At 62.6% G+C, this 19,336-nt stretch carries 18 protein-coding genes; 9 read left to right on the forward strand and 9 right to left on the reverse strand.

Features of this window, described 5'->3' with window-relative positions; translation table 11 throughout:
• The first annotated feature begins 85 nt into the window (after positions 1–85).
• Positions 86–919 (forward strand): metallophosphoesterase family protein, encoded by an 834-nt coding sequence (locus tag HCN58_RS14550; protein WP_171580042.1) that lies wholly within the window; start codon positions 86–88, stop codon positions 917–919.
• A 6-nt stretch (positions 920–925) separates the two neighbouring features.
• Here HCN58_RS14550 and HCN58_RS14555 read toward each other — a convergent pair whose 3' ends face one another.
• The 4 genes from HCN58_RS14555 to HCN58_RS14570 all read right to left on the reverse strand — a co-directional run bounded on the left by HCN58_RS14555 (position 926) and on the right by HCN58_RS14570 (position 4,529).
• The gene (locus tag HCN58_RS14555; RefSeq protein WP_171580043.1) at positions 926–1,198 is read right to left on the reverse strand and encodes a hypothetical protein; all 273 of its coding nucleotides are present in this window, start codon (positions 1,196–1,198) and stop codon (positions 926–928) included.
• 117 nt (positions 1,199–1,315) lie between these two features.
• Positions 1,316–2,341, reverse strand: coding sequence for an NADPH-dependent curcumin/dihydrocurcumin reductase (curA, locus tag HCN58_RS14560; protein ID WP_171580044.1), 1,026 nt, complete (start codon positions 2,339–2,341; stop codon positions 1,316–1,318).
• Between the two features lie 239 nt (positions 2,342–2,580).
• The gene (guaB, locus tag HCN58_RS14565; RefSeq protein ID WP_171580045.1) at positions 2,581–4,071 is read right to left on the reverse strand and encodes an IMP dehydrogenase; all 1,491 of its coding nucleotides are present in this window, start codon (positions 4,069–4,071) and stop codon (positions 2,581–2,583) included.
• A 209-nt stretch (positions 4,072–4,280) separates the two neighbouring features.
• Positions 4,281–4,529 (reverse strand): hypothetical protein, encoded by a 249-nt coding sequence (locus tag HCN58_RS14570; protein WP_057834464.1) that lies wholly within the window; start codon positions 4,527–4,529, stop codon positions 4,281–4,283.
• A 139-nt stretch (positions 4,530–4,668) separates the two neighbouring features.
• On the opposite strand from HCN58_RS14570, the gene HCN58_RS14575 reads away from it, so the two are divergent.
• The 3 genes from HCN58_RS14575 (at position 4,669) to HCN58_RS14585 (ending at position 7,249) form a co-directional block, all read left to right on the forward strand.
• A complete protein-coding gene (locus HCN58_RS14575) occupies positions 4,669–6,147 on the forward strand; it encodes a DHA2 family efflux MFS transporter permease subunit (protein ID WP_171580046.1) in 1,479 nt (492 codons plus the stop codon).
• A gap of 361 nt (positions 6,148–6,508) precedes the next feature.
• Entirely contained in the window at positions 6,509–6,907 is a 399-nt protein-coding gene (locus tag HCN58_RS14580) for a phasin family protein (protein ID WP_311966814.1), read from the forward strand.
• Positions 6,908–7,033: 126 nt separating this feature from the next.
• Positions 7,034–7,249 (forward strand): hypothetical protein, encoded by a 216-nt coding sequence (locus tag HCN58_RS14585; protein WP_171580047.1) that lies wholly within the window; start codon positions 7,034–7,036, stop codon positions 7,247–7,249.
• Positions 7,250–7,279: 30 nt separating this feature from the next.
• On the opposite strand, the gene HCN58_RS14590 is transcribed toward HCN58_RS14585, so the two are convergent.
• The 3 genes from HCN58_RS14590 to HCN58_RS14600 form a co-directional block, all read right to left on the reverse strand.
• Positions 7,280–8,098: a Crp/Fnr family transcriptional regulator gene (locus HCN58_RS14590; RefSeq protein WP_171580387.1), complete on the reverse strand. Its 819-nt coding sequence runs from the start codon at positions 8,096–8,098 to the stop codon at positions 7,280–7,282.
• Between the two features lie 199 nt (positions 8,099–8,297).
• Entirely contained in the window at positions 8,298–8,987 is a 690-nt protein-coding gene (locus HCN58_RS14595) for an RlmE family RNA methyltransferase (protein ID WP_171580048.1), read from the reverse strand.
• A gap of 167 nt (positions 8,988–9,154) precedes the next feature.
• Positions 9,155–10,105, reverse strand: a complete 951-nt coding sequence (locus tag HCN58_RS14600; protein ID WP_171580049.1) for an alpha/beta fold hydrolase — start codon at positions 10,103–10,105, stop codon at positions 9,155–9,157.
• 216 nt (positions 10,106–10,321) lie between these two features.
• Between HCN58_RS14600 and HCN58_RS14605 the strand changes: the two genes are divergently transcribed.
• Positions 10,322–10,951 carry a phasin family protein gene (locus tag HCN58_RS14605; protein ID WP_171580050.1) on the forward strand — a complete coding sequence of 210 codons (630 nt, stop codon included), beginning with the start codon at positions 10,322–10,324 and terminating at the stop codon, positions 10,949–10,951.
• An 84-nt stretch (positions 10,952–11,035) separates the two neighbouring features.
• On the opposite strand, the gene HCN58_RS14610 is transcribed toward HCN58_RS14605, so the two are convergent.
• Positions 11,036–12,079, reverse strand: a complete 1,044-nt coding sequence (locus HCN58_RS14610) for a Ppx/GppA phosphatase family protein (RefSeq protein ID WP_171580051.1) — start codon at positions 12,077–12,079, stop codon at positions 11,036–11,038.
• A gap of 208 nt (positions 12,080–12,287) precedes the next feature.
• On the opposite strand from HCN58_RS14610, the gene HCN58_RS14615 reads away from it, so the two are divergent.
• Positions 12,288–14,663 (forward strand): xanthine dehydrogenase family protein molybdopterin-binding subunit, encoded by a 2,376-nt coding sequence (locus HCN58_RS14615; protein ID WP_171580052.1) that lies wholly within the window; start codon positions 12,288–12,290, stop codon positions 14,661–14,663.
• 160 nt (positions 14,664–14,823) lie between these two features.
• Here HCN58_RS14615 and HCN58_RS14620 read toward each other — a convergent pair whose 3' ends face one another.
• Positions 14,824–15,618 (reverse strand): hotdog family protein, encoded by a 795-nt coding sequence (locus HCN58_RS14620; protein ID WP_171580053.1) that lies wholly within the window; start codon positions 15,616–15,618, stop codon positions 14,824–14,826.
• 149 nt (positions 15,619–15,767) lie between these two features.
• Between HCN58_RS14620 and HCN58_RS14625 the strand changes: the two genes are divergently transcribed.
• The 3 genes from HCN58_RS14625 (at position 15,768) to HCN58_RS14635 (ending at position 19,269) form a co-directional block, all read left to right on the forward strand.
• Positions 15,768–16,262 (forward strand): YaiI/YqxD family protein, encoded by a 495-nt coding sequence (locus HCN58_RS14625; protein ID WP_171580054.1) that lies wholly within the window; start codon positions 15,768–15,770, stop codon positions 16,260–16,262.
• Between the two features lie 3 nt (positions 16,263–16,265).
• The gene (locus HCN58_RS14630; RefSeq protein WP_171580055.1) at positions 16,266–18,077 is read left to right on the forward strand and encodes an ABC-F family ATP-binding cassette domain-containing protein; all 1,812 of its coding nucleotides are present in this window, start codon (positions 16,266–16,268) and stop codon (positions 18,075–18,077) included.
• A gap of 109 nt (positions 18,078–18,186) precedes the next feature.
• Positions 18,187–19,269: a D-TA family PLP-dependent enzyme gene (locus tag HCN58_RS14635; RefSeq protein ID WP_171580056.1), complete on the forward strand. Its 1,083-nt coding sequence runs from the start codon at positions 18,187–18,189 to the stop codon at positions 19,267–19,269.
• Positions 19,270–19,336: the final 67 nt, after the last annotated feature.

Consider the following 19,336-nt stretch of genomic DNA (forward strand, 5'->3'; position numbering starts at 1 on the left):
TTGCAAGAGACGGCCATCATTTTGAGCGCTCGTCATCGTTCTGACTTTTCCATCTGTCTATGATTCATTTCAAAAGGAATACTGCATGTCCGAATTTCGCCTGACGCAAATTTCCGATACACACCTCGCACGCCGCCTGCAAAAACTCACCGACAATTTTCACCGTGTCAGCGAGCATATCGACGCGACACGGCCCGATCTCGTCATCAACACCGGCGATCTCGCCTTCGATGCGCCGACCAGCCCGGACGATCTCAACTTCGCAAAAGAGCTGCACAACGCGCTGCCGGTGCCGTGCCGGCATCTGCCGGGCAATCACGACGTCGGCGACAATCCGACAGCCGTCGGGACCCCGCCGAGCCAACCGGCAACCGAGCAGGAACGGCAGAAATATCTTTCCGTGATCGGCGAAGATCGCTGGCGCTTCGACGAAACCGGCTGGTGCTTTATCGGGCTGAACTCGCTGATCATGAACACCGGGATCGAAAGCGAGGCCGAGCAGTTCGATTGGCTCACATCAGAACTTGCGCGCGTAAACGGCCAGCCGGTCGCGCTGTTTCTGCACAAGCCGCTGTTTCTGAATGCGCCTGATGATCTCGAGACGGCTGAAACCGCGATCCGCTATGTCCCGCAGCCTCAGCGGAAAGATCTAATTGAGCTGTTCTCCGCGGTCGATCTGCGGCTGGTCGCCTCTGGTCACGTCCACCAGCGTCGCGACTTCACCTATCGTCACACGCGCCACCTCTGGGCGCCCTCGACCGGCTTCATCCTTCCAGAAAGAATTCAGCCGGTTATCGGCGCAAAGGAAGTCGGGCTGGTAGAGTATCGCTTCCAGCCCGACGCCTTTGAAGTCCGGCACGTCAAGGCGCCGGGACAAACCGATGTTGATCTGGATTCACTGATTGGCAGGAAATCCTAGAGCGTCTCAGTACCCGCGCTCGACATAGCCGTAGTAGGAGCCGTCGTCCCACGGAGCTGTCGCAAATGCGCCTACGCGTGGGGCCGGGTGAAACCGGTTGCCGTAATAGTAGCCAGGTCCGGGCGTAACCCTGACACCGTAGCCTCCCGTGGTGTAAGCGGAATTCGGATAGTTAAACCCCAGCATGCCGGGTTCCTGATAGACCTCTTGAGCCATCACAGGAGTGGCCAGCATCGTGGCGGCAACCAGGCCGAGCGATAGTTTCTTGAAGTTCGTCATTTGGCTTCTCCATTGGATGTCAAAGCCAAACGACAGTTTCGAAGGGACGTTCCGCCGCGCGTCTCAAGTAGGCGTGAGCTTCTTCCTTGAGGGTTCCCCAGAACTGGGGCGCCGGCCTCAGGTCTTGTCCGGCCCGACGCGCACCAACTGCTTGCCGAAATTGGCGCCCTTCAGAAGGCCCATGAATGCAGCCGGCGCGCTGTCGAGGCCTTCGGTGACGAACTCCTTGTGCTTGACCTTGCCCTCGCGCACCCAGGCCGACATGTCGCGCAGGAAGTCGCCGTGACGGGCGGCGAAATCGCTGACGATGAAGCCGCGGATAGTGAGCCGTTTGGTCAACACGTTGCGCATCAGGGCCGGCGCCCATTTCGGCGCTACCGCCTGCGTGTCGTTGTAATGCGCGATCAGGCCGCAGACGGGAACGCGCGCAAAGGCATTGAGCAGCGGGAACACGGCTTCGAACACAGCGCCGCCGACGTTCTCGAAATAGACATCGATGCCTTTCGGGCAGGCATTTTTCAGCTTCGCGGCGAGGTCGGGATCGCGGTGATCGAGGCAATCGTCAAAGCCGAGTTCGTTCTTGACGTAGGCGCATTTGTCCTTACCGCCGGCGATGCCGACCGCGCGTGCGCCCTTGATCTTCGCGATCTGGCCGACTGCCGAGCCGACCGCACCGGACGCGGCCGCGACCACGACGGTCTCGCCCACTTGCGGCTTGCCGATGTCGAGCAGGCCCGTATACGCCGTCATGCCGGGCATGCCGAGCACGCCGACCGCGGTCGAGATCGGCGCGATGTTCGGATCGATTTTTGAAAGGCCCTTGCCGTCGGAGACCGCATGCGTCTGCCAGCCGGCGCGCGACAGCACAATGTCGCCCCTCGTGAAGGCAGGATTGTTGGACGCGATCACCTCGCTGACGGTGCCGCCTTCCATCACACCGTCGATCGGCACCGGCTGCGCATAGGACGGCCCCTCGCTCATGCGCCCGCGCATGTAGGGATCGAGCGACAGCCAGATGGTGCGCAGAAGAACTTCGCCGGCGCCGGGCGTCGGTATGGGGCATTCCTCGAGACGGAAATCGGAGGGTTTGGGTTCGCCGATGGGGCGAGAGGCGAGAACGATGCGTTTGCCTGTTGCGGACATGGTTGTTTCCTCCGGTTCTTGTTATTTCGTCATTGCGAGCGAAGCGAAGCAATCCAGTTTCGTCAACGAAAAAAGAATGGATTGCTTAGCGGCGTTCGCAATGACAGTGGCGAGTGGCGTATTCGGCAAACGCCGTCATTCCGGGATGGTCCGAAGGACCAGACCTGGAATCTCGAGATTCTCAGGTGCGCAATTGCGCACCTGAGTTCGCTTCGCGCCCCGGAATGACTGAGAAAAATTTACACCCCGCCCGGATAGTTCGGGCTTTCCCGCGTGATCGTCACGTCGTGGACGTGGCTTTCGCGCAGGCCCGCGCCGGTGATGCGGACGAACTGAGCCCTGGCGTGGAATTCGGCGAGGTTGCGGGCGCCGACATAGCCCATGGCGGCGCGCAGGCCGCCGGCGAGCTGGTGCATGACGTTGGCGACCGGCCCCTTATACGGCACCTGCCCCTCGATGCCTTCAGGCACGAGCTTCAGCGTATCCTTGATGTCCTGCTGAAAGTAGCGGTCGGCCGAGCCGCGCGCCATCGCGCCGACCGAGCCCATGCCGCGATAGGCCTTGTAGGAGCGGCCCTGCCACAGAAACACTTCGCCGGGCGTCTCGTCGGTGCCGGCGAGCAGCGAACCGACCATGGCGATGTCGGCGCCGGCGGCGAGCGCTTTTGCCAGATCGCCGGAATATTTGATGCCGCCATCGGCGATCACGGGCACGTCGGCCTTCTTCGCCGCTTCCACCGCATCCATGATCGCGGTGAGCTGCGGCACGCCGACGCCGGCGACGATGCGCGTGGTGCAGATCGAGCCTGGGCCAATGCCGACCTTGATCGCGTCAGCGCCCGCGTCGATCAGCGCCTGCGCGCCTTCCTTCGTTGCGATATTGCCGGCAATCACCTGCACCGCGTTGGAAAGCCGCTTGATGCGGTTGACCGCGTCGAGCACGCGCGAGGAATGGCCGTGTGCGGTATCGACCACGATCAGGTCGACGCCGGCGTCGATCAGCCGCTCGGTGCGCTCAAAGCCCCCCTCGCCGACCGTGGTCGCGGCAGCCACACGCAGGCGGCCGTGCTCGTCCTTGCAGGCGAGCGGATGCGCAACCGCCTTTTCCATGTCCTTGACGGTGATCAGCCCGACGCAGCGGTACTGGTCGTCGACAACGAGCAATTTCTCGATGCGGTGCGTGTGCAGCATCCGCTTCGCCTCGTCCTGGCTGACGTTTTCGCGAACCGTGACGAGATTCTCGTGCGTCATCAGCTCCGAGACTTTTTGCTTGGGATTGGTTGCAAAGCGGACGTCGCGGTTGGTGAGAATGCCGATCAGCTTGCCGGGCGAATTCTTGCTGGCGCCGGTGACGACAGGAATGCCGGAAAAGCCGTGATCCTTCATCAGCGCCAGCGCATCCGACAGCATCGCATCGGGTCCGATGGTCAGCGGATTGACCACCATTCCGGATTCATACTTCTTGACCTGCCGCACCTGGGCGGCCTGCCCCTCGGCATCGAAATTGCGGTGGATGACGCCGATGCCGCCCGCCTGCGCCATCGCGATCGCCATGCGCGCTTCGGTGACCGTGTCCATCGCGGACGCAATAATCGGAATGTTGAGCGGGATCGCGCGGGTCACATGCGAGCGGATATCGGCCTCCGAGGGCAGGATATCCGAGAGACCGGGCTTGAGAAGCACATCGTCGAACGTGAAGGCTTCACGGATAGCCTGAAGTCCCTGCGCCATTGCCAACTCCTTTCGGCGGCCACCCGCCGCGATCAGTTCTATGGATGAACGCCGTCTTCGGCGATGCTATCGGCATCGCCGTCGAATCGAAGCCCATCGGTGGGGTTGACGGTGGTCGATAGCATGGCAGCACGCCGAATCAAAGCGTTTGCCAGCTATGCACAGGCTTTTCGGGAAACGCCGCAATCCCAAGGGTTTAGAAGAAAGCCTTATGGCCGGTAGCCCGGCGGCGGGCCGTGCTGGCGGATCGCCTCCACCACCTCGCGGTGCCTGCGGTCCTCCCGCTTCATGTGAACCGCGATCAGCGCATGCGCTGACGGCACCAGCAGCAGGACGTGGAAGATCAGCCCGAAAATCAGGCAAAACACGATCAGGACCAGGTTGAAGATCGCCGAAAACGGCTGCCCGTTCAGGAGCAGCCCGAGCGGCGGCAACAGCGCGGCGAGAACGTAGATCATCAGGACCTCCTGCGGCTGGCGCGGTGCATACCAGCGTCACGCAGGATTTAGGTGGTTTGCCCGGTTCCGCAATGGCTTGTGCGACGGCGGGATGATACAGGCCCCTCGCCTGCCTTTCTTCTCCGGCCCCCCGATCCCGATGGACAAGCAACGCCTGATCCCGCTGATCGTCGCTACCGCCCTGTTCATGGAGAACATGGACTCGACGGTGATTGCGACCTCGCTGCCGGCGATCGCGGCTGACATCGGCACCAGTCCGCTGACGCTGAAACTGGCGATCACGTCCTATTTGCTCTCGCTCGCGGTGTTCATTCCGGCCAGCGGCTGGACCGCGGACCGTTTCGGCGCGCGCATGGTGTTTTCGATCGCGATCGGCGTGTTCATGATCGGGTCGATCGGTTGCGCGCTGTCGCAGAACGTGACCCATTTTGTCATCGCCCGCATCCTGCAGGGCATGGGCGGGGCGATGATGACGCCGGTCGGGCGGCTGGTGTTGTTGCGCTCGATCGACAAGAGCGCGCTGGTCAACGCGATGACATGGGTGACGGTGCCGGCACTGGTCGGGCCGGTAATCGGCCCGCCGCTCGGCGGCTTCATCACAACCTACTTCTCCTGGCACTGGATTTTTCTGATCAACATCCCGATCGGGCTGCTCGGCATCTTCATGGCGATGAAGTACATCGATCCGATCAAGAGCGAGGATCCCGAGCGCTTCGATCTCTACGGTCTGGTGCTGGCCGGGATTGGGCTAGCCGGCATCGCCTTCGGCCTCTCGGTGGCCGGCCTCAATCTGTTGCCCTGGCCGATCGTCGCCGGCCTCGTCGCGGTCGGCACCATCTCGATGACGCTCTATGTCATGCACGCGAAACGAACCGGCTCGCCGGTGCTGGATTTTTCGCTGCTGCGGCTATCGACCATGCGCGCTAGCATCATCGGCGGCTTCCTATTCCGGCTCGGCATCGGCGCATTGCCGTTCCTGCTGCCGCTATTGATGCAGGAGGGTTTTGGGCTGACGCCGTTCCAGTCCGGCCTGGTGACGTTTGCCTCGGCCGTCGGCGCCATGGGGATGAAGACGCTGGCCGCGCGCATCATCCGCGCCTTCGGCTTCCGCTACATGATGACGGTCAACGCCGTCATAAGCGCAGTCTTCCTGGCGGCCTGCGCATTGTTCACGGTGACGACGCCGCTGTTGCTGATCTTCATCATCCTGGTGGTCGGCGGCTTCTTCCGCTCGCTGCAGTTCACCGCGATTAATACCGTCGCCTATGCCGAGGTCGAGCCGGCGCAGATGAGCCGCGCCACCACGCTCGTCAGCGTCAACCAGCAGCTGGCGATTTCCGCAGGCATCGCGGTCGGCGCGTTTTCAGTGGAATCGACCATGCTGCACCAGCATGTCACAGAGCTGAGTGACGGCGTATTCCCACCTGCGTTCCTTGTGGTCGCGATCATCTCGGCGGCGTCGGCATACTTCTTCTGGCAGATGCCCGACGACGCCGGCCACGAGATTTCAGGGCGCAAGGTCGTCGAGATCTCCAGCCGCAAGGGTGCGGAAAAAGCAGCGACCAAGAAGGCCGCCAGCGAGGGCACCGAGGACGCGCGGGATCAGCGGCTGGGGTAGCTCGCGGCGCACGGCTCTTTCACGCCCAAAATTCCGGATTTTCCCGTTTGGGCACCGAGCCGAACATCCTGCGCCGTAAAAAGATCTGACGTGAGAGTCAGAAAACGAACGGAAGCTTCGGCGCCGGTCGGCCATATCTGCCTCAGGCGGTTGGGGGCGGCTATCCACCTCAGCACTGACCACGATGGAAGGAAATCCTTCTCCATCTTAGTAGCGCATGACGCGCCCAAGGGTCCGGATGCCAGTCCGGACCGCTGTTTGATCTCAGTTTCGCTTGAAAGGATGAACACCTGTGAGTGAAGTAAATACGAACGAAGCGAATGTCGATCCGAAAGCCGGTAGCGACGAGAAGCGTTCTGGCGTGCCGTTTGCGATGCCGGGCTTTTTTGATGGACTCGCCGAGCAGAACCTGATCCGAGCAAAGGAAACCATCGAGAAGATGAAGATCGCGTCGGGAGCGATCAATGGCGCTCTCCGGGAAGCCAGTTCGGCCAACGCAAAAGGCGTTTCGGACTACGCAGCCAAAGTCATCGAGTTCTCCGTGGCCAATACCAGTTCCGCCTTAGATTTTTTCAGCCAACTCTTGGGCGTGAAGACGCCCTCGGAAATCCTGCGACTCTCCGCAGCACAGGGCCGCAAGAACGTCGAAGCCACCGCCGCGCAGAGCCGGGAGCTTTGGGAGCTCACGCGCAAGGTCGCGACCGAGACGGCCGATCCGATCAAGAGAAGCTTTGCAAGCGTGCTGCAAAAGGCGGCCTAGTTCTTAATCGAACCTTTGCAACCCGTGGCAATCGGCTGGAACGAGCGCTCCTGTGAGAAGGGCGCATTCCAGCCGGTGGCGAAGCAACATGCTGTCGGCACAAAAATTCAGTAGTGGAGGAGCAGGATGGGCGCGGTCATGATCAAATGCCCCCGCACGGGAGAAGCGATCCCGACTGGCATGAAGGCGGACCGGGAGAGCTTTCGGCGCAGCCCGGTGTTTTTCGCGCGCACCTTTTGTTCGAGCTGCCAGTCCAATCACGAATGGTTTGCCCGGGAGGCCTGGGTTCGCGAGCCGGAAGAGAAATGGGGCTTGCTCGGGGCCGCCTTCGCCCTGCCATAGCTATAGAGCCATTGAGGCCCTGCAATCCGGTCAATGACCCCTTGGCCGTTGGCCGGTTGCTTCCCTCGTCGGTGTGCGCCGCCGCACTTCGTCGGCGTTGGCAAACAGGGAAGCTTCGGCCACGGGCGGCGACGATTTCATCTCGTCGGTCAGGACGATGCGATCGATCCTGCGGCGCATGAGCTGGTAGCACTCGCATGCCGCCGCTTCGAGCCGCGGCCTGTCAATCTCGATCGAGCCGCGCCGATTGGATCGAATTCCGCCCGCCGCACGCAGCTTGCATACGACATGCGTCACCGTCGGGCGGCGCACACCGAGCAATTCCGAAAGCGTCTCTTGCGTCAGCGGCAGGATGTCGCCGTCGGCACGATCGTGGATCCGCAGCAACCAGCTCGCCAGGCGCGCCGTCACCGAGTGTAGCGCATTGCAGGCGGCGACGTGTTGGAATTGGGCCATTAGCGCCCTGGTATGGGTTTGAACCGTTCCTCTCAAGGCGCTGCTGCGTCCAAGCGCTGCTTGAAATTGTACCGGCGAAATCTGCAGCGCGGTCCCCGCCACCCGCACCACCGCAGTCATCGCAGAGCGGGAAGGCCCCAGCGTCGTCAGGACACCCACGGCTCCTTCATTGCCGACGACGGCAGTCGCGACGGTTTGTCCGCTTGGCATATCCATGATGAAGGCGATCAGGCCGCTAAGCGGGAAATAAATCCGCTCGATTGGATCACCCGAGCGCACCAGCACGGTGTCCCGCTCGAGGGTAACCAGTCGGAAATGACGCACAAGCAAATCGAGGTCTGCTGGCGGTAACGCAGCTAACAGTCGATTACCAACTCTGGTCCTCTGCTCCATCACGGGAATACTCCCCAGACGGAGGCGCGGCTCGCTGCAGAAACTCCCCGTGACGTCAGGGCTGCATGCGAATGACAGACTGCGCCCGAGTACTGAATACGCCGCTATGGGAAAAAGTTCCAATGATTTAACGCTCGCTCCGGCCTGGGACCGCAACCTCTGGAGACACTGTCCAGTCATCGCGCCGTCCAGGTTGCGCTCAGGATTGATCGCGGTGCCCCCGAAATCCCATCGCCAGCACGTAGCGCTCCGAGGAATCCTGCCGGCTCGAGGCCGGCTTGACATGACGTACGCCGGAAAAATCGCGCTTCAATTGCGCGACGAGTTCGGCATCGGCGCCGCTCTGAAACACCTTTGCCAGAAACGTCCCGCCGGGATTGAGCACCTCGGCGGCAAAGGCCGCGGCCGTCTCGACGAGGCCGATGATGCGGAGTTGATCGGTCTTGCGGTGGCCGGTGGTATTGGCCGCCATGTCGGACATCACGACGTCGGCGCGTCCGCCCATCATCGCGATCAGCTTTTCAGGCGCATCCTCGGCCAGAAAATCGAGTTGCGCAAAGTCGACGCCGGGAATTTCCGGCATCTCCAGTAGATCGATCGCGACCACTTTGCCCTTGCCATTGACCGCGCCGACGCGCTTGGCCGCGATCTGGCTCCAGCCGCCGGGGGCGGCGCCGAGATCGACCACCGCCAGGCCAGGCTTAAGAAACCGATACTTATCGTCGATCTCGATCAGCTTGTAGGCCGCGCGCGAGCGATAGCCCTCCCGCTTGGCCTTCGCCACATAGGGATCATTGAGCTGCCGCTCCAGCCAGAGCTTTGACGACAGCTTGCGCTTGCCCGCGCTCTTGACCGTGACGTGCAGCCGTCCGGTGGTGTCTTTCGCCATATCGATACTTGTTTTGAAATGTCAGCCCGGACCCGGAGCCTGGAATCAGTAGCACGGAAGTGGATGTGCATTGAAGCGAGTATGAGAGCCGCCATCCGGGTGTTTACCCAGGTGGGATGCGCAAATATGCAAGAGATCGCCTAACCTACCACCCCAACGCCAGCGCCCTATTTGACCCTCGCGATTTCCAGGGACTCGACGGCTTGGGCAATTGAGGTGCTGTCGGCATAGGTGACCATGTGTCCGGCATCCCGGACGAGATGCAGGTCGGAACGACGCAGCACTTCATGTAGACGGCTGGCCTGTTCGGGCTCGATAATCTGGTCCCCCGTCCCATGGAAAATGTGGACCGGGCAGCGAATGCTCTGATAACGAGACTGGAACCGCGCCGCTTCCGGAATGAGGAACGCACTTTCCTCCGCAGCCGCCCTGAGCTGTTTTGGTCTGAGCGTCAGGGACGCTGGAAAGCCATGCTTGAAATTTTCCGGGACCGAGCCGGGCGCAAAGAGCTTGCGAATGAGAGCCGGTAAAATGGCCCATGAGATAATTGGCGCAACCGTGTAGCGGACGAAGTCGCCCAGGATCGGTATCGCTGGACCTGACATCATCCAGAAGTCCCAGCGAGGTGTGGGAAAGTAGTATCCCGAGGCAAGCACAAGGCCGCGGACCGGGTAGTCATTTTGAAATCCGATCGCGGCAGCGACCAGCGCACCCCAGGAGTGGCCGAGCACAACGGGATCGCGCACGCCGAGTTGATTGAGAGCCTTTACGAACAGCGCGGCCTGAGAGGTTGCATTCCAGATCCGTGCGCGGGGCCGCTGACTATATCCGAAGCCCGGACGATCAAAGCATAGCACCCGGTTGCGGCTGGCAAGGCGATCCACGAGTCCGCTGATGATGAGATCCTGGATCATCGTGCCGTTGCCATGGAACAGCACGACACACCGAGCTGCGGGCTCACCACGTTCGATGTAATGCAGCCGCACACCGTCGGACTCGATGAAACGGCCAATCGGCGGGTTCTTCCGTTCGGCCATGAACGAGAACATTATATTCCCGATCACCAGAACAAGGATGATACCCATGACGATTACGAAAATGGATTCGGCAGTGGACATTCGCTGAGCCTCGTGACGTGCGTAGCCAGCCGAATTGCGGCGGGTGAAGAGCCAGTCTGCGGCATAACCGCGACATGTTGCCGACGTTCCTAAACAGTCATTGCTAAACGAGGATCGCGGAAAAGATCAGCAGGCGTGGAACGGCTGCTGCAGTGATTGCGTTGCTCGGGTCGGAGCTGGGGCAAGTCATCAACCTGCAATCAGCGGAGAAACAAGATGGCAAACCCACGCCAGGAGGAAAAGTCTACGCAAGGCATGGAAGACGCAGCCCGCCGCGCCGCGGAGAGGACTGCTGAACAGACCAGCCGGTTCGGACAAGAAGCAGCCGAGCAGACGGCCCGCGTCGGACAAGCTGCCGCCGAGGCCGGCGAAGAAGTTGCCCGGGTAAGCGCCACCCTGCTCAAACAAAACGCCGAGACGTTACAGAACGCCTGGCGTTTCGGCCTGGATATGGCGACGAGCGTCATGGGGCGGTCCACGGAGCAACTTGGTCGTACGCTCGGCTTGTCAGGAGACAGAGTGCAACAAGCAACCGAACGATCTGCCCGCAACGCGCAAACCATCCTCTATACCGGCACAACTGCTGCCAAAGTGATGGGCGGGATTTCGCAGGAATACCTGCAGTTGGTCCGGCATCAGGTCGAGACGGGCATGGACCGCATGAATGAATTGTGGGCCTGCCGAACGCCTCAGGAGGTTGCGGCCGTTCAAACGGACCTCGTACGTGAGACCGTGGGAACTGTTCTGGAGAGCAGCCGCCGGATAGCCGACATGTCGCTCAAACTCGCTGACGATGCCGGAAAGCAGATCAAGCAAAACATGGAAGAGATTCGGCATGCCGCCTAGCGCGGCCTCCGGCTCGGCTTCAGGGAAAAGCGGCTGGCTTTGAGTCGCTCTTCCCGTTTTTGGGCATAACGAGGAGACCGCGCATCAGCACGCCCTGAGCGCGCCGTCCTCGCGCATCATCTCGACGAGCATGCCCTCGCGCAGGCCGCGGTCGGCCACCCTGAGCCGAGGCAATGGGAAGGCGTCGCGGATCGCGTCGAGAATGGCGCAGCCGGCCAGCACCAGATCGGCGCGCTCGATGCTGATGCAGTTGTTGTTGGCCCGCTCCTGATAGCTCATGCCGAGCAGCCGCTGGATAACCGCCGTAACGTCGGGACCATTCATCCAGACGCCATCGATGCGCCGGCGGTCGTAGCGCGCCAGATTGAGATGGATGCCAGCAAGCGTCGTCACCGTGCCCGAAGTGCCCAGCATGTGCATGTCACGCAGATCCCCGCCGTGCTCGGCCGCAAACGGCGCCACATATTGCGCGACTTGGCGCACCATCCTCGCATAGGATTCGGCAGTCACGTCGCGTCCGCCGAAATGCTCGGCCAATGTAACGACGCCGAGCGGGACCGACATCCACGCCTTGATCCGCGGCGCCGCGTTCTGCTCTTCCGGATCGCGCTCGATCCGCACCAGCTCGGTCGAGCCGCCGCCGATGTCGAACAGGATCGCGCCCCGCCCCTTTGCGTCGAGCAGCGGCGAGCAGCCGATCACGGCCAGCGTCGCCTCGGTCTCGCGATCGATCACCTCGAGCCGGATGCCGGTCTCGCTCGCGACGCGGGCGCGAAAGCTGTCGGCATTGGCGGCAGCCCGGCAGGCTTCGGTAGCGATCAGCCGCAGGCGTTTGGCCTTGCGGTAGCGGATCTTGTCGCTGCAGATGCTGAGCGCCGCGATGGCGCGCTCGATCGCCGCCTCGCTGATGGAACCGGTTGCGGAAATGCCCTCGCCAAGCCGGATGATCCGTGAAAACGAATCCACCACGCGAAAACCGTCGCCGGCCGGGCTGGCGATCAAAAGCCGGCAATTATTGGTGCCAAGGTCGAGCGCGGCATAGACCCCGTTTGCCGAGACCGCCGCAACCGATCCTGTCGGGCCTGCGCAGGCCGGAAGCCCTTCGCGCAGCCGCGTATTCTCATCCATCAAAACTGTCTTTCCGTGGCCGCTTCCGGGCCGCCGAAGAAAATTAGCGTTCACGGAAACTTTAGCAGCGCCAAGGGGCTACGCAACAACCCATCACATAGGACTATGCCCAATCAGGCGTTGTCGCGCATGACGCGGTGCGTTATCTGAGCGGGAACTCGCGGAACCCAACAAATCCAAGAGAATCCCAAGCTTTCAGGTGTTTTCGATGCAAGATCACACGTCGGCCTCTTCCCTGGATAACTCTATCGCACTGCAAAAATACGGGGTGGGGCAGCCGGTGCGCCGCAAGGAAGACGACACGCTGGTGCGCGGCAAGGGCAAATACACCGACGACTTCGCCCTGCCCGGCCAAGCCTATTGCTGGATGGTGCGCTCCAGCCATGCCCACGGAATCATCAGGGGCATCGGCACGGCCGCCGCCAAGGCGATGCCGGGCGTGCTCGGCGTCTGGACCGGCAAGGACCTCGAGGCCGCTGGGTACGGCCCCTTCACCTGCGGCCTGCCACTCAAGAGCCGGGATGGCTCGCCGCTGTTGCAGACCAACCGTCCGGCGCTGGCGACCGACAAGGTGCGCTTCGTCGGCGACCCCGTGGCCTTCGTGGTCGCGGAAACGCTGGCGCAGGCGCGCGATGCCGCGGAAGCCGTCGAGCTCGACATCGAGCCGCTGCCCGCGGTGACCGATGCGGCGGAAGCCGCAAAACCCGGCGCGCCTCAGCTCTACGACCACATCCCGAACAATGTCGCGCTCGACTATCACTATGGCGATGCCGCTAATATCGACGCGGCATTCGCTGCCGCCGCCCATGTGACCAAACTCGACATCGTCAACACCCGCGTCGCCGTGGCGTCGATGGAGCCGCGCGTGGCGCTCGCAGCCTACGACAAGGCGGCCGAACGCTTCACACTGCAGGTGCCGACGCAAGGCGTCTCCGGCAACAAGGTGACGCTGGCAAAAATCCTCAACGTGCCGAACGACAAGGTCCGCATCCTGACCGCCAATGTCGGCGGCTCCTTCGGCATGAAGAACGTGAGCTATCCCGAATATACCTGCATTCTGCACGCGGCGAAGGCGCTGGGCCGCCCGGTAAAATGGACCGACGAGCGCTCGACCAGCTTCCTCTCCGACAGCCACGGCCGCGCGCAGCTCATCCACGCCGAATTGGCGCTCGATGCCGAAGGCAAGTTTCTCGCGGTGCGCCTGTCCGGTTACGGCAATCTCGGCGCCTATATCACGGGCGTCGCACCGGGGCCGTTGTCGCTCAACACCGGCAAGAACCTCGCCAGCGTCTACCGCACGCCGTTGCTCGGCGTCGACATCAAGACGGTGTTGACCAACACCACGCTGATCGGCGCCTATCGCGGCGCCGGACGGCCCGAGGCAAACTACTACATGGAACGGCTGATCGACCGCGCCGCCGACGAGATGGGCATCAATCGGCTGACGCTGCGCAAGCGCAACTTCATCAAGCCGTCGCAACTGCCATTCGCGGCGGCGAGCGGCGTCATTTATGACAGCGGCGATTTCGCAGGGGTCTTCAACAAGGCGCTGGAGATTTCCGATCACGCCAATTTTACCAAGCGCAAGAAGGAGAGCAGGAAGAACGGCAAGCTGCGCGGCATCGCCGTTGGATCCTACCTCGAAGTCACCGCGCCGCCGAGCGGCGAACTTGGCAAGATCACCTTCGACCCGGATGGTTCGGTGAAGCTGACCACCGGCACGCTCGATTACGGCCAGGGCCACGCCACGCCATTCGCGCAGGTCCTGTCGGCACAGCTCGGCGTTCCCTTCGAGAAGATCACGATCGAGCAGAACGACAGCGACCTCGTCCGTTTCGGCAATGGCACCGGCGGCTCGCGCTCGATCACGGCGACGGGCCAGGCGATCGTGGAGGCCTCCGCGCTCGTGATCGCAAAAGGCAAGCAGGCCGCCGCGCATCTGATGGAAGCGTCCGAAGCCGATATCGAATTCGCCAATGGCCGCTTCACCATCGCCGGTACCGATCGCTCGATCGGAATCATGGATCTGGCAAAGCGCCTGCGCGAGGGCAAGATGCCCGAAGGCGCGCCGCTGTCGCTTGACGTCGACCACGCCTCCAAGGACACGCCGTCCACCTTCCCCAATGGCTGCCATGTCGCCGAAGTGGAGATTGATCCCGACACCGGCGTCGTGAAAATCGTCCGCTATTTCGCGGTCAACGATTTCGGCACCGTGGTCAACCCGATGATCGTCGCCGGCCAGTTACATGGCGGCGTGGCGCAGGGCGTCGGCCAGGCGCTGATGGAGCAGGTCAGCTACGACGCCAGCGGCCAGCCGATCACCGGCTCGTTCATGGATTACGCGCTGCCGCGGGCCGAAGACATTCCGCTGATGGAGATCGGCGACCACCCCTCGCCCGCAAAATCCAATCCGCTGGGCACCAAGGGCTGCGGCGAAGCCGGCTGCGCCGGCAGCCTCGTCTGCATCGTCAACGCGGTGGTCGACGCGCTGTCGGATTACGGCATCAGCCATATCGACATGCCGCTGACGCCGGAACGGGTGTGGCGCGCGATCCAGGACGCGAAGGCGAAGCAGGCGGCGTAGGGCGGCACGCTACTCGCCACATACACAACTGTCATCGCCCGCGAAGGCGGGCGATCCGGTATTCCAGAGACGTTCGAGATAGAACCGAGAAGCCGCAGCGTACTGGATTCCCCACCTTCGCGGGGAATGACAGCGAGGTCGCGGCGCGCCGCTCTGTCTTCTACGCCGCCGCCTGCTCGCGCGGTTGGTAGATCGCGATGTGGTGGCAATGCGCCAGTGGCATGTTGCCGTTGCCGACAAGCAGCGCGTCGAGTTCGACGAAACGGTGGCCCTTCTTGTCGTAATTGCCGATCACCTTCGCACGCGCCGTGATGACGTCGCCGGCCTTCGCCGCTGAAAGCAGTTGCATGCGGCTGCCGACATGAATCCAGGGGCCCAGGATGGCATTATCGACCAGCGTCCGGTTCATCACCCGTAGCAGCAGGCCGGGATGGCCAAGCTCTTCCCGGGCGTAGATCGGATCGGTTTCCCTGATGTCGGCAAGATAGTCACGGGCCGCTTCACCTGCCCAGTCGCGCGGAATGGTGCCGAGCCATTTGCCGACCTCATACGACGAAGCATTGACCGGCTTGCGCTCTGCTACGGCTGCAACTTCCTGGTAGTCTGTAATCGAAACAGCTGGTGCAGAGGCCGGCAAGGACGCGGTCCCCGTGGCGCAAAGCTGGCCGCGGCTGCGTACCTCGATCGACAGCACGCGGTTGCTTTCTTCAGCCGTCAGCTCCGCGAGTTCGCCGTCATAGACCGGCTTGACGAAGCGCGCCTCGATCAATCCGCGTTCCAGAAAGGCGCGGCCCCATTTTGCGACCGGCTGATGCATCATGTAGGCCATCACGTCGACGCCGGGGACTAGCCCACCCGAAAATCCGAACCGCTTTGCCACGGTGTCGTCATGCATCTTGTTTTCGGATTGTTTGGCGGTGTTGTAGGCCTGAACGCGATACGGCTCGATGGGCATGCCCGCTTCCTGTTATTTTTGGCTGATTTTCCGCCGGTTGTGGTACGCGAAGAATGTGCCGTGGCAAGCGCGTTCCCACCCCTGTTTTCCTCGCATTCCTGCATCGAATAGGCTACCACGCGCGGACAAAAGAAGCGCTGTCGAACCATATGCCTGACGTGAATCAAACCCGCATCTATGTCGATGCCGACGCCTGCCCGGTGAAGGACGAGATCTATCGCGTCGCGATCCGCCACGGCCTGCCGGTCAGCGTGGTCGCGGGCAATTTCATCCGCGTGCCGCAGGATCCGTTGATCGAGCGCATCGCCGCCGGTTCCGGCATGGACGCCGCCGACGACTGGATCGCGGAGCGCGCCGGCCGCGGCGACATCGTCATCACATCAGACATCCCGCTCGCCAGCCGCTGCGTGAAGGCCGGCGCCGAGGTGATCGCGCCGAACGGCAAGCCGTTCACGGAAGCCTCGATCGGCATGACGCTGGCCGTTCGTAACCTGATGACCGATCTGCGCTCGTCGGGCGAAGTCACCGGCGGTCCAAAATCCTTTGCACCGCGCGACCGCTCGACGTTTCTGTCGGCGCTCGACCAGACCATCCGCCGCATTCAGCGCCAACGGGTGCAGCAGCCTGCGCCGAACCAGGGTTGAACGATGGCGCCGCCGCTGATCCAGTTGAAGGACATCAGGCTGACGTTTGGCGGCACGCCGCTATTGTCGGGCGTAGAATTGTCGGTGTCGTCGGGCGAGCGCGTCTGCCTGATCGGGCGCAACGGCTCCGGCAAGTCGACGCTCCTGAAGATCGCCGCGGGCCTGGTCGAGCCCGACAGCGGCAGCCGCTTCGTGCAGCCCGGCGCCACCATCCGCTATCTGCCGCAGGAGCCTGATTTCGGCGATTACAAGACGACGCTGGCCTACGTCGAGGCAGGCCTCGGCCCGGGCGACGATCATTACCAGGCGCGCTATCTCGTCGAACAGCTCGGCCTATCCGGCGACGAAGACCCTGCGCATGTTTCCGGCGGCGAAGCCCGCCGCGCAGCCCTGGCGCGCGTATTGGCGCCCTCGCCCGATATCCTGTTGCTGGACGAGCCGACCAACCATCTCGATCTTCCGACCATCGAATGGCTGGAAGGTGAACTGGCGAGCCGAAAATGCGCGCTCGTCCTCATCAGCCACGACCGCCGCTTCCTCTCCAACCTTTCGCGCTCCACCGCCTGGCTCGACCGCGGCCAGATCAGGCAGATCGATCGCGGCTTCTCAGCCTTCGAGGCCTGGCGCGACGAGGTGCTGGCGGAGGAAGAGCGCGAGCAGCACAAGCTCGATCGCAAGATCGTCAACGAGGAACACTGGCTGCGCTACGGCGTCTCCGGCCGCCGCAAGCGCAACGTCAAACGGCTCGGCAATCTGCATGCGCTGCGCGATCAGCGACGCAATTACCGTGGCGCGACTGGCAATGTCAATCTTGCCGCCGCGGAAGCCGAGAAATCCGGCAGGCTGGTGATCGAGGCGAAGAACATCGTCAAGGCCTATGGCGAGCGCAAGATCGTGGAGAATTTTTCGACCCGAATCCAGCGCGGCGATCGGATCGGCATCGTCGGCCCGAACGGCGCCGGCAAGACCACGCTGGTTCATCTCTTGATCGGCAACGATCCGCCCGATGGCGGCACGATCCGGCTCGGCGCCAATATCGAAATGGCAACCCTCGACCAGCACCGCGAAAGCCTCGATCCGAAATCGACGCTCGCCGCAGCCTTGACCGGCGGCCGCGGCGACCATGTCATAGTCGGCGGCAAGCCCAAACACGTCATCGGCTACATGAAGGATTTTCTGTTCGCGCAGGAACAGCGCGGCACGCCGCTGGAAGCGCTTTCCGGCGGCGAGCGCGGCCGGCTGATGTTGGCGCGCGCCCTGGCAAAGCCGTCGAACCTCTTGGTGCTGGACGAGCCAACGAACGACCTGGATCTCGAGACGCTGGATGTGCTCGAGGAAATGCTCGGTGACTACGAGGGCACGGTGATCCTGATCAGCCACGACCGCGACTTCCTCGATCGCGTGGTAACGTCGGTGATCGTGCCTGAAGGCAATGGCCGCTGGATCGAATATGCCGGCGGCTACACCGACATGCTGGCGCAGCGCGGCGAGGATCTTTCACGCGAAGCACCGAAGGCTGGCGCGCCGGAAGAAAAGAAGGAAGCAAAAGCGGCTGCCCCTTCTGCCGCGCCAAAACGCCGGCTGAACTTCAACGAGAAGCACGCGCTGGAAACCCTGCCGAAGACAATCGCGAAATTGCAGGCCGAGATCGCAAAGCAACAGAAGCTGCTTGACGATCCCGATCTCTACGCCAAGGATCGCAAGAAATTCGATGCCGCGTCGACGGCTATTGCGAAGGCACAGGAAGAGCTCGCGGCAGCAGAGGATCGATGGCTGGAGCTGGAAGTGCTGCGGGAAGAAATTGAGCAGGCGTAGGATGGGTGCAGCGCAGCGATACCCATCATGACGCATCGACAGGATTGATGGGTATCGCTTCGCTCCACCCATCGTACGGGTTCATACGGTTTCGAACAGAGAGAAGAGCATGACAACGCCCCTCGCCGCAAAAATCGCCCGTGAATATGGCACGCCCTGCGCGGTGATCGACATGGATCGCGTCGAGCGCAACATTGCGCGCGTCCAGGTCGCCTGCGATACTGCCGGTGTCGCCAACCGGCCACACATCAAGACTCACAAGAGTCCGCTGCTCGCGCAGATGCAGGTCGCGGCCGGCGCCAAGGGCATCACCTGTCAGAAGCTCGGCGAGGCCGAGGTAATGGCGGAAGCCGGCATCGACGACATCCTGATCAGCTACAATCTGATCGGCGACGAGAAAATGGCCCGGCTCGCGGCGCTGCAGGCCAAGGCCAACATGACGGTGGCCGCCGACAATTCGACCGTGGTCGCCGGCTTGCCGCAGGCAGCCGCAGCCTCGGGACGTCCGCTCTCGGTGGTGGTCGAATGCGATACGGGACGCAAACGCGCCGGGGTCGAGACGCCGGCCGAAGCGATTGCGCTGGCGCGCGAGATTGCGGGATCGAAGGGACTTCAATTTGCGGGCTTCATGCTGTACCCCACCGAAACCGGCTGGGCCGAGGCGCAGAAGTTTTTCGACGAGGCACTGGCGGGCGTCCGCGCGCACGGGCTCGACGCGGCGATGGTTTCAACCGGCGGCTCGCCTAACCTGAAAAATCTCGGCAAGCTCAAGGGCGCCACCGAGCATCGGCCCGGCACCTACATCTACAACGACCGCATGCAGGTCGCAGCTGGCGTCGCCGAATGGGACGATTGCGCGCTGAACATCTATTCCACAGTCGTGAGCCGCGCCGGACCGGACCGCGGCATTCTGGACGCCGGCTCGAAGACGCTGACATCTGATCCCGGTGGCGGGCTCGACGGCTACGGGCTGATCCTGGAACACCCGGAGGCGAAGATCGCGCGCTTCGCGGAAGAGCACGGGTTTCTCGACTTGGCCCGCAGCAACACGCGGCCGAATGTCGGCGACGTCGTGCGGATCGTACCCAACCATGTCTGCGTCGTCGTCAACATGATGGACGAGGTGGTGATGGTGCGCGGTGACGAGATCATCGGCACGCTGCCGGTGGCGGCGCGCGGGAAGCTGCGCTGAACTCGTAGGATGGGCAAAGGCGCAACTTGCGCCGTGCCCACGATCAGGAGCGACGCAGGTAGTGGTG

It is taken from the genome of Bradyrhizobium australiense, assembly GCF_013114825.1.
Taxonomy (GTDB): Bacteria; Pseudomonadota; Alphaproteobacteria; order Rhizobiales; family Xanthobacteraceae; genus Bradyrhizobium; species Bradyrhizobium australiense.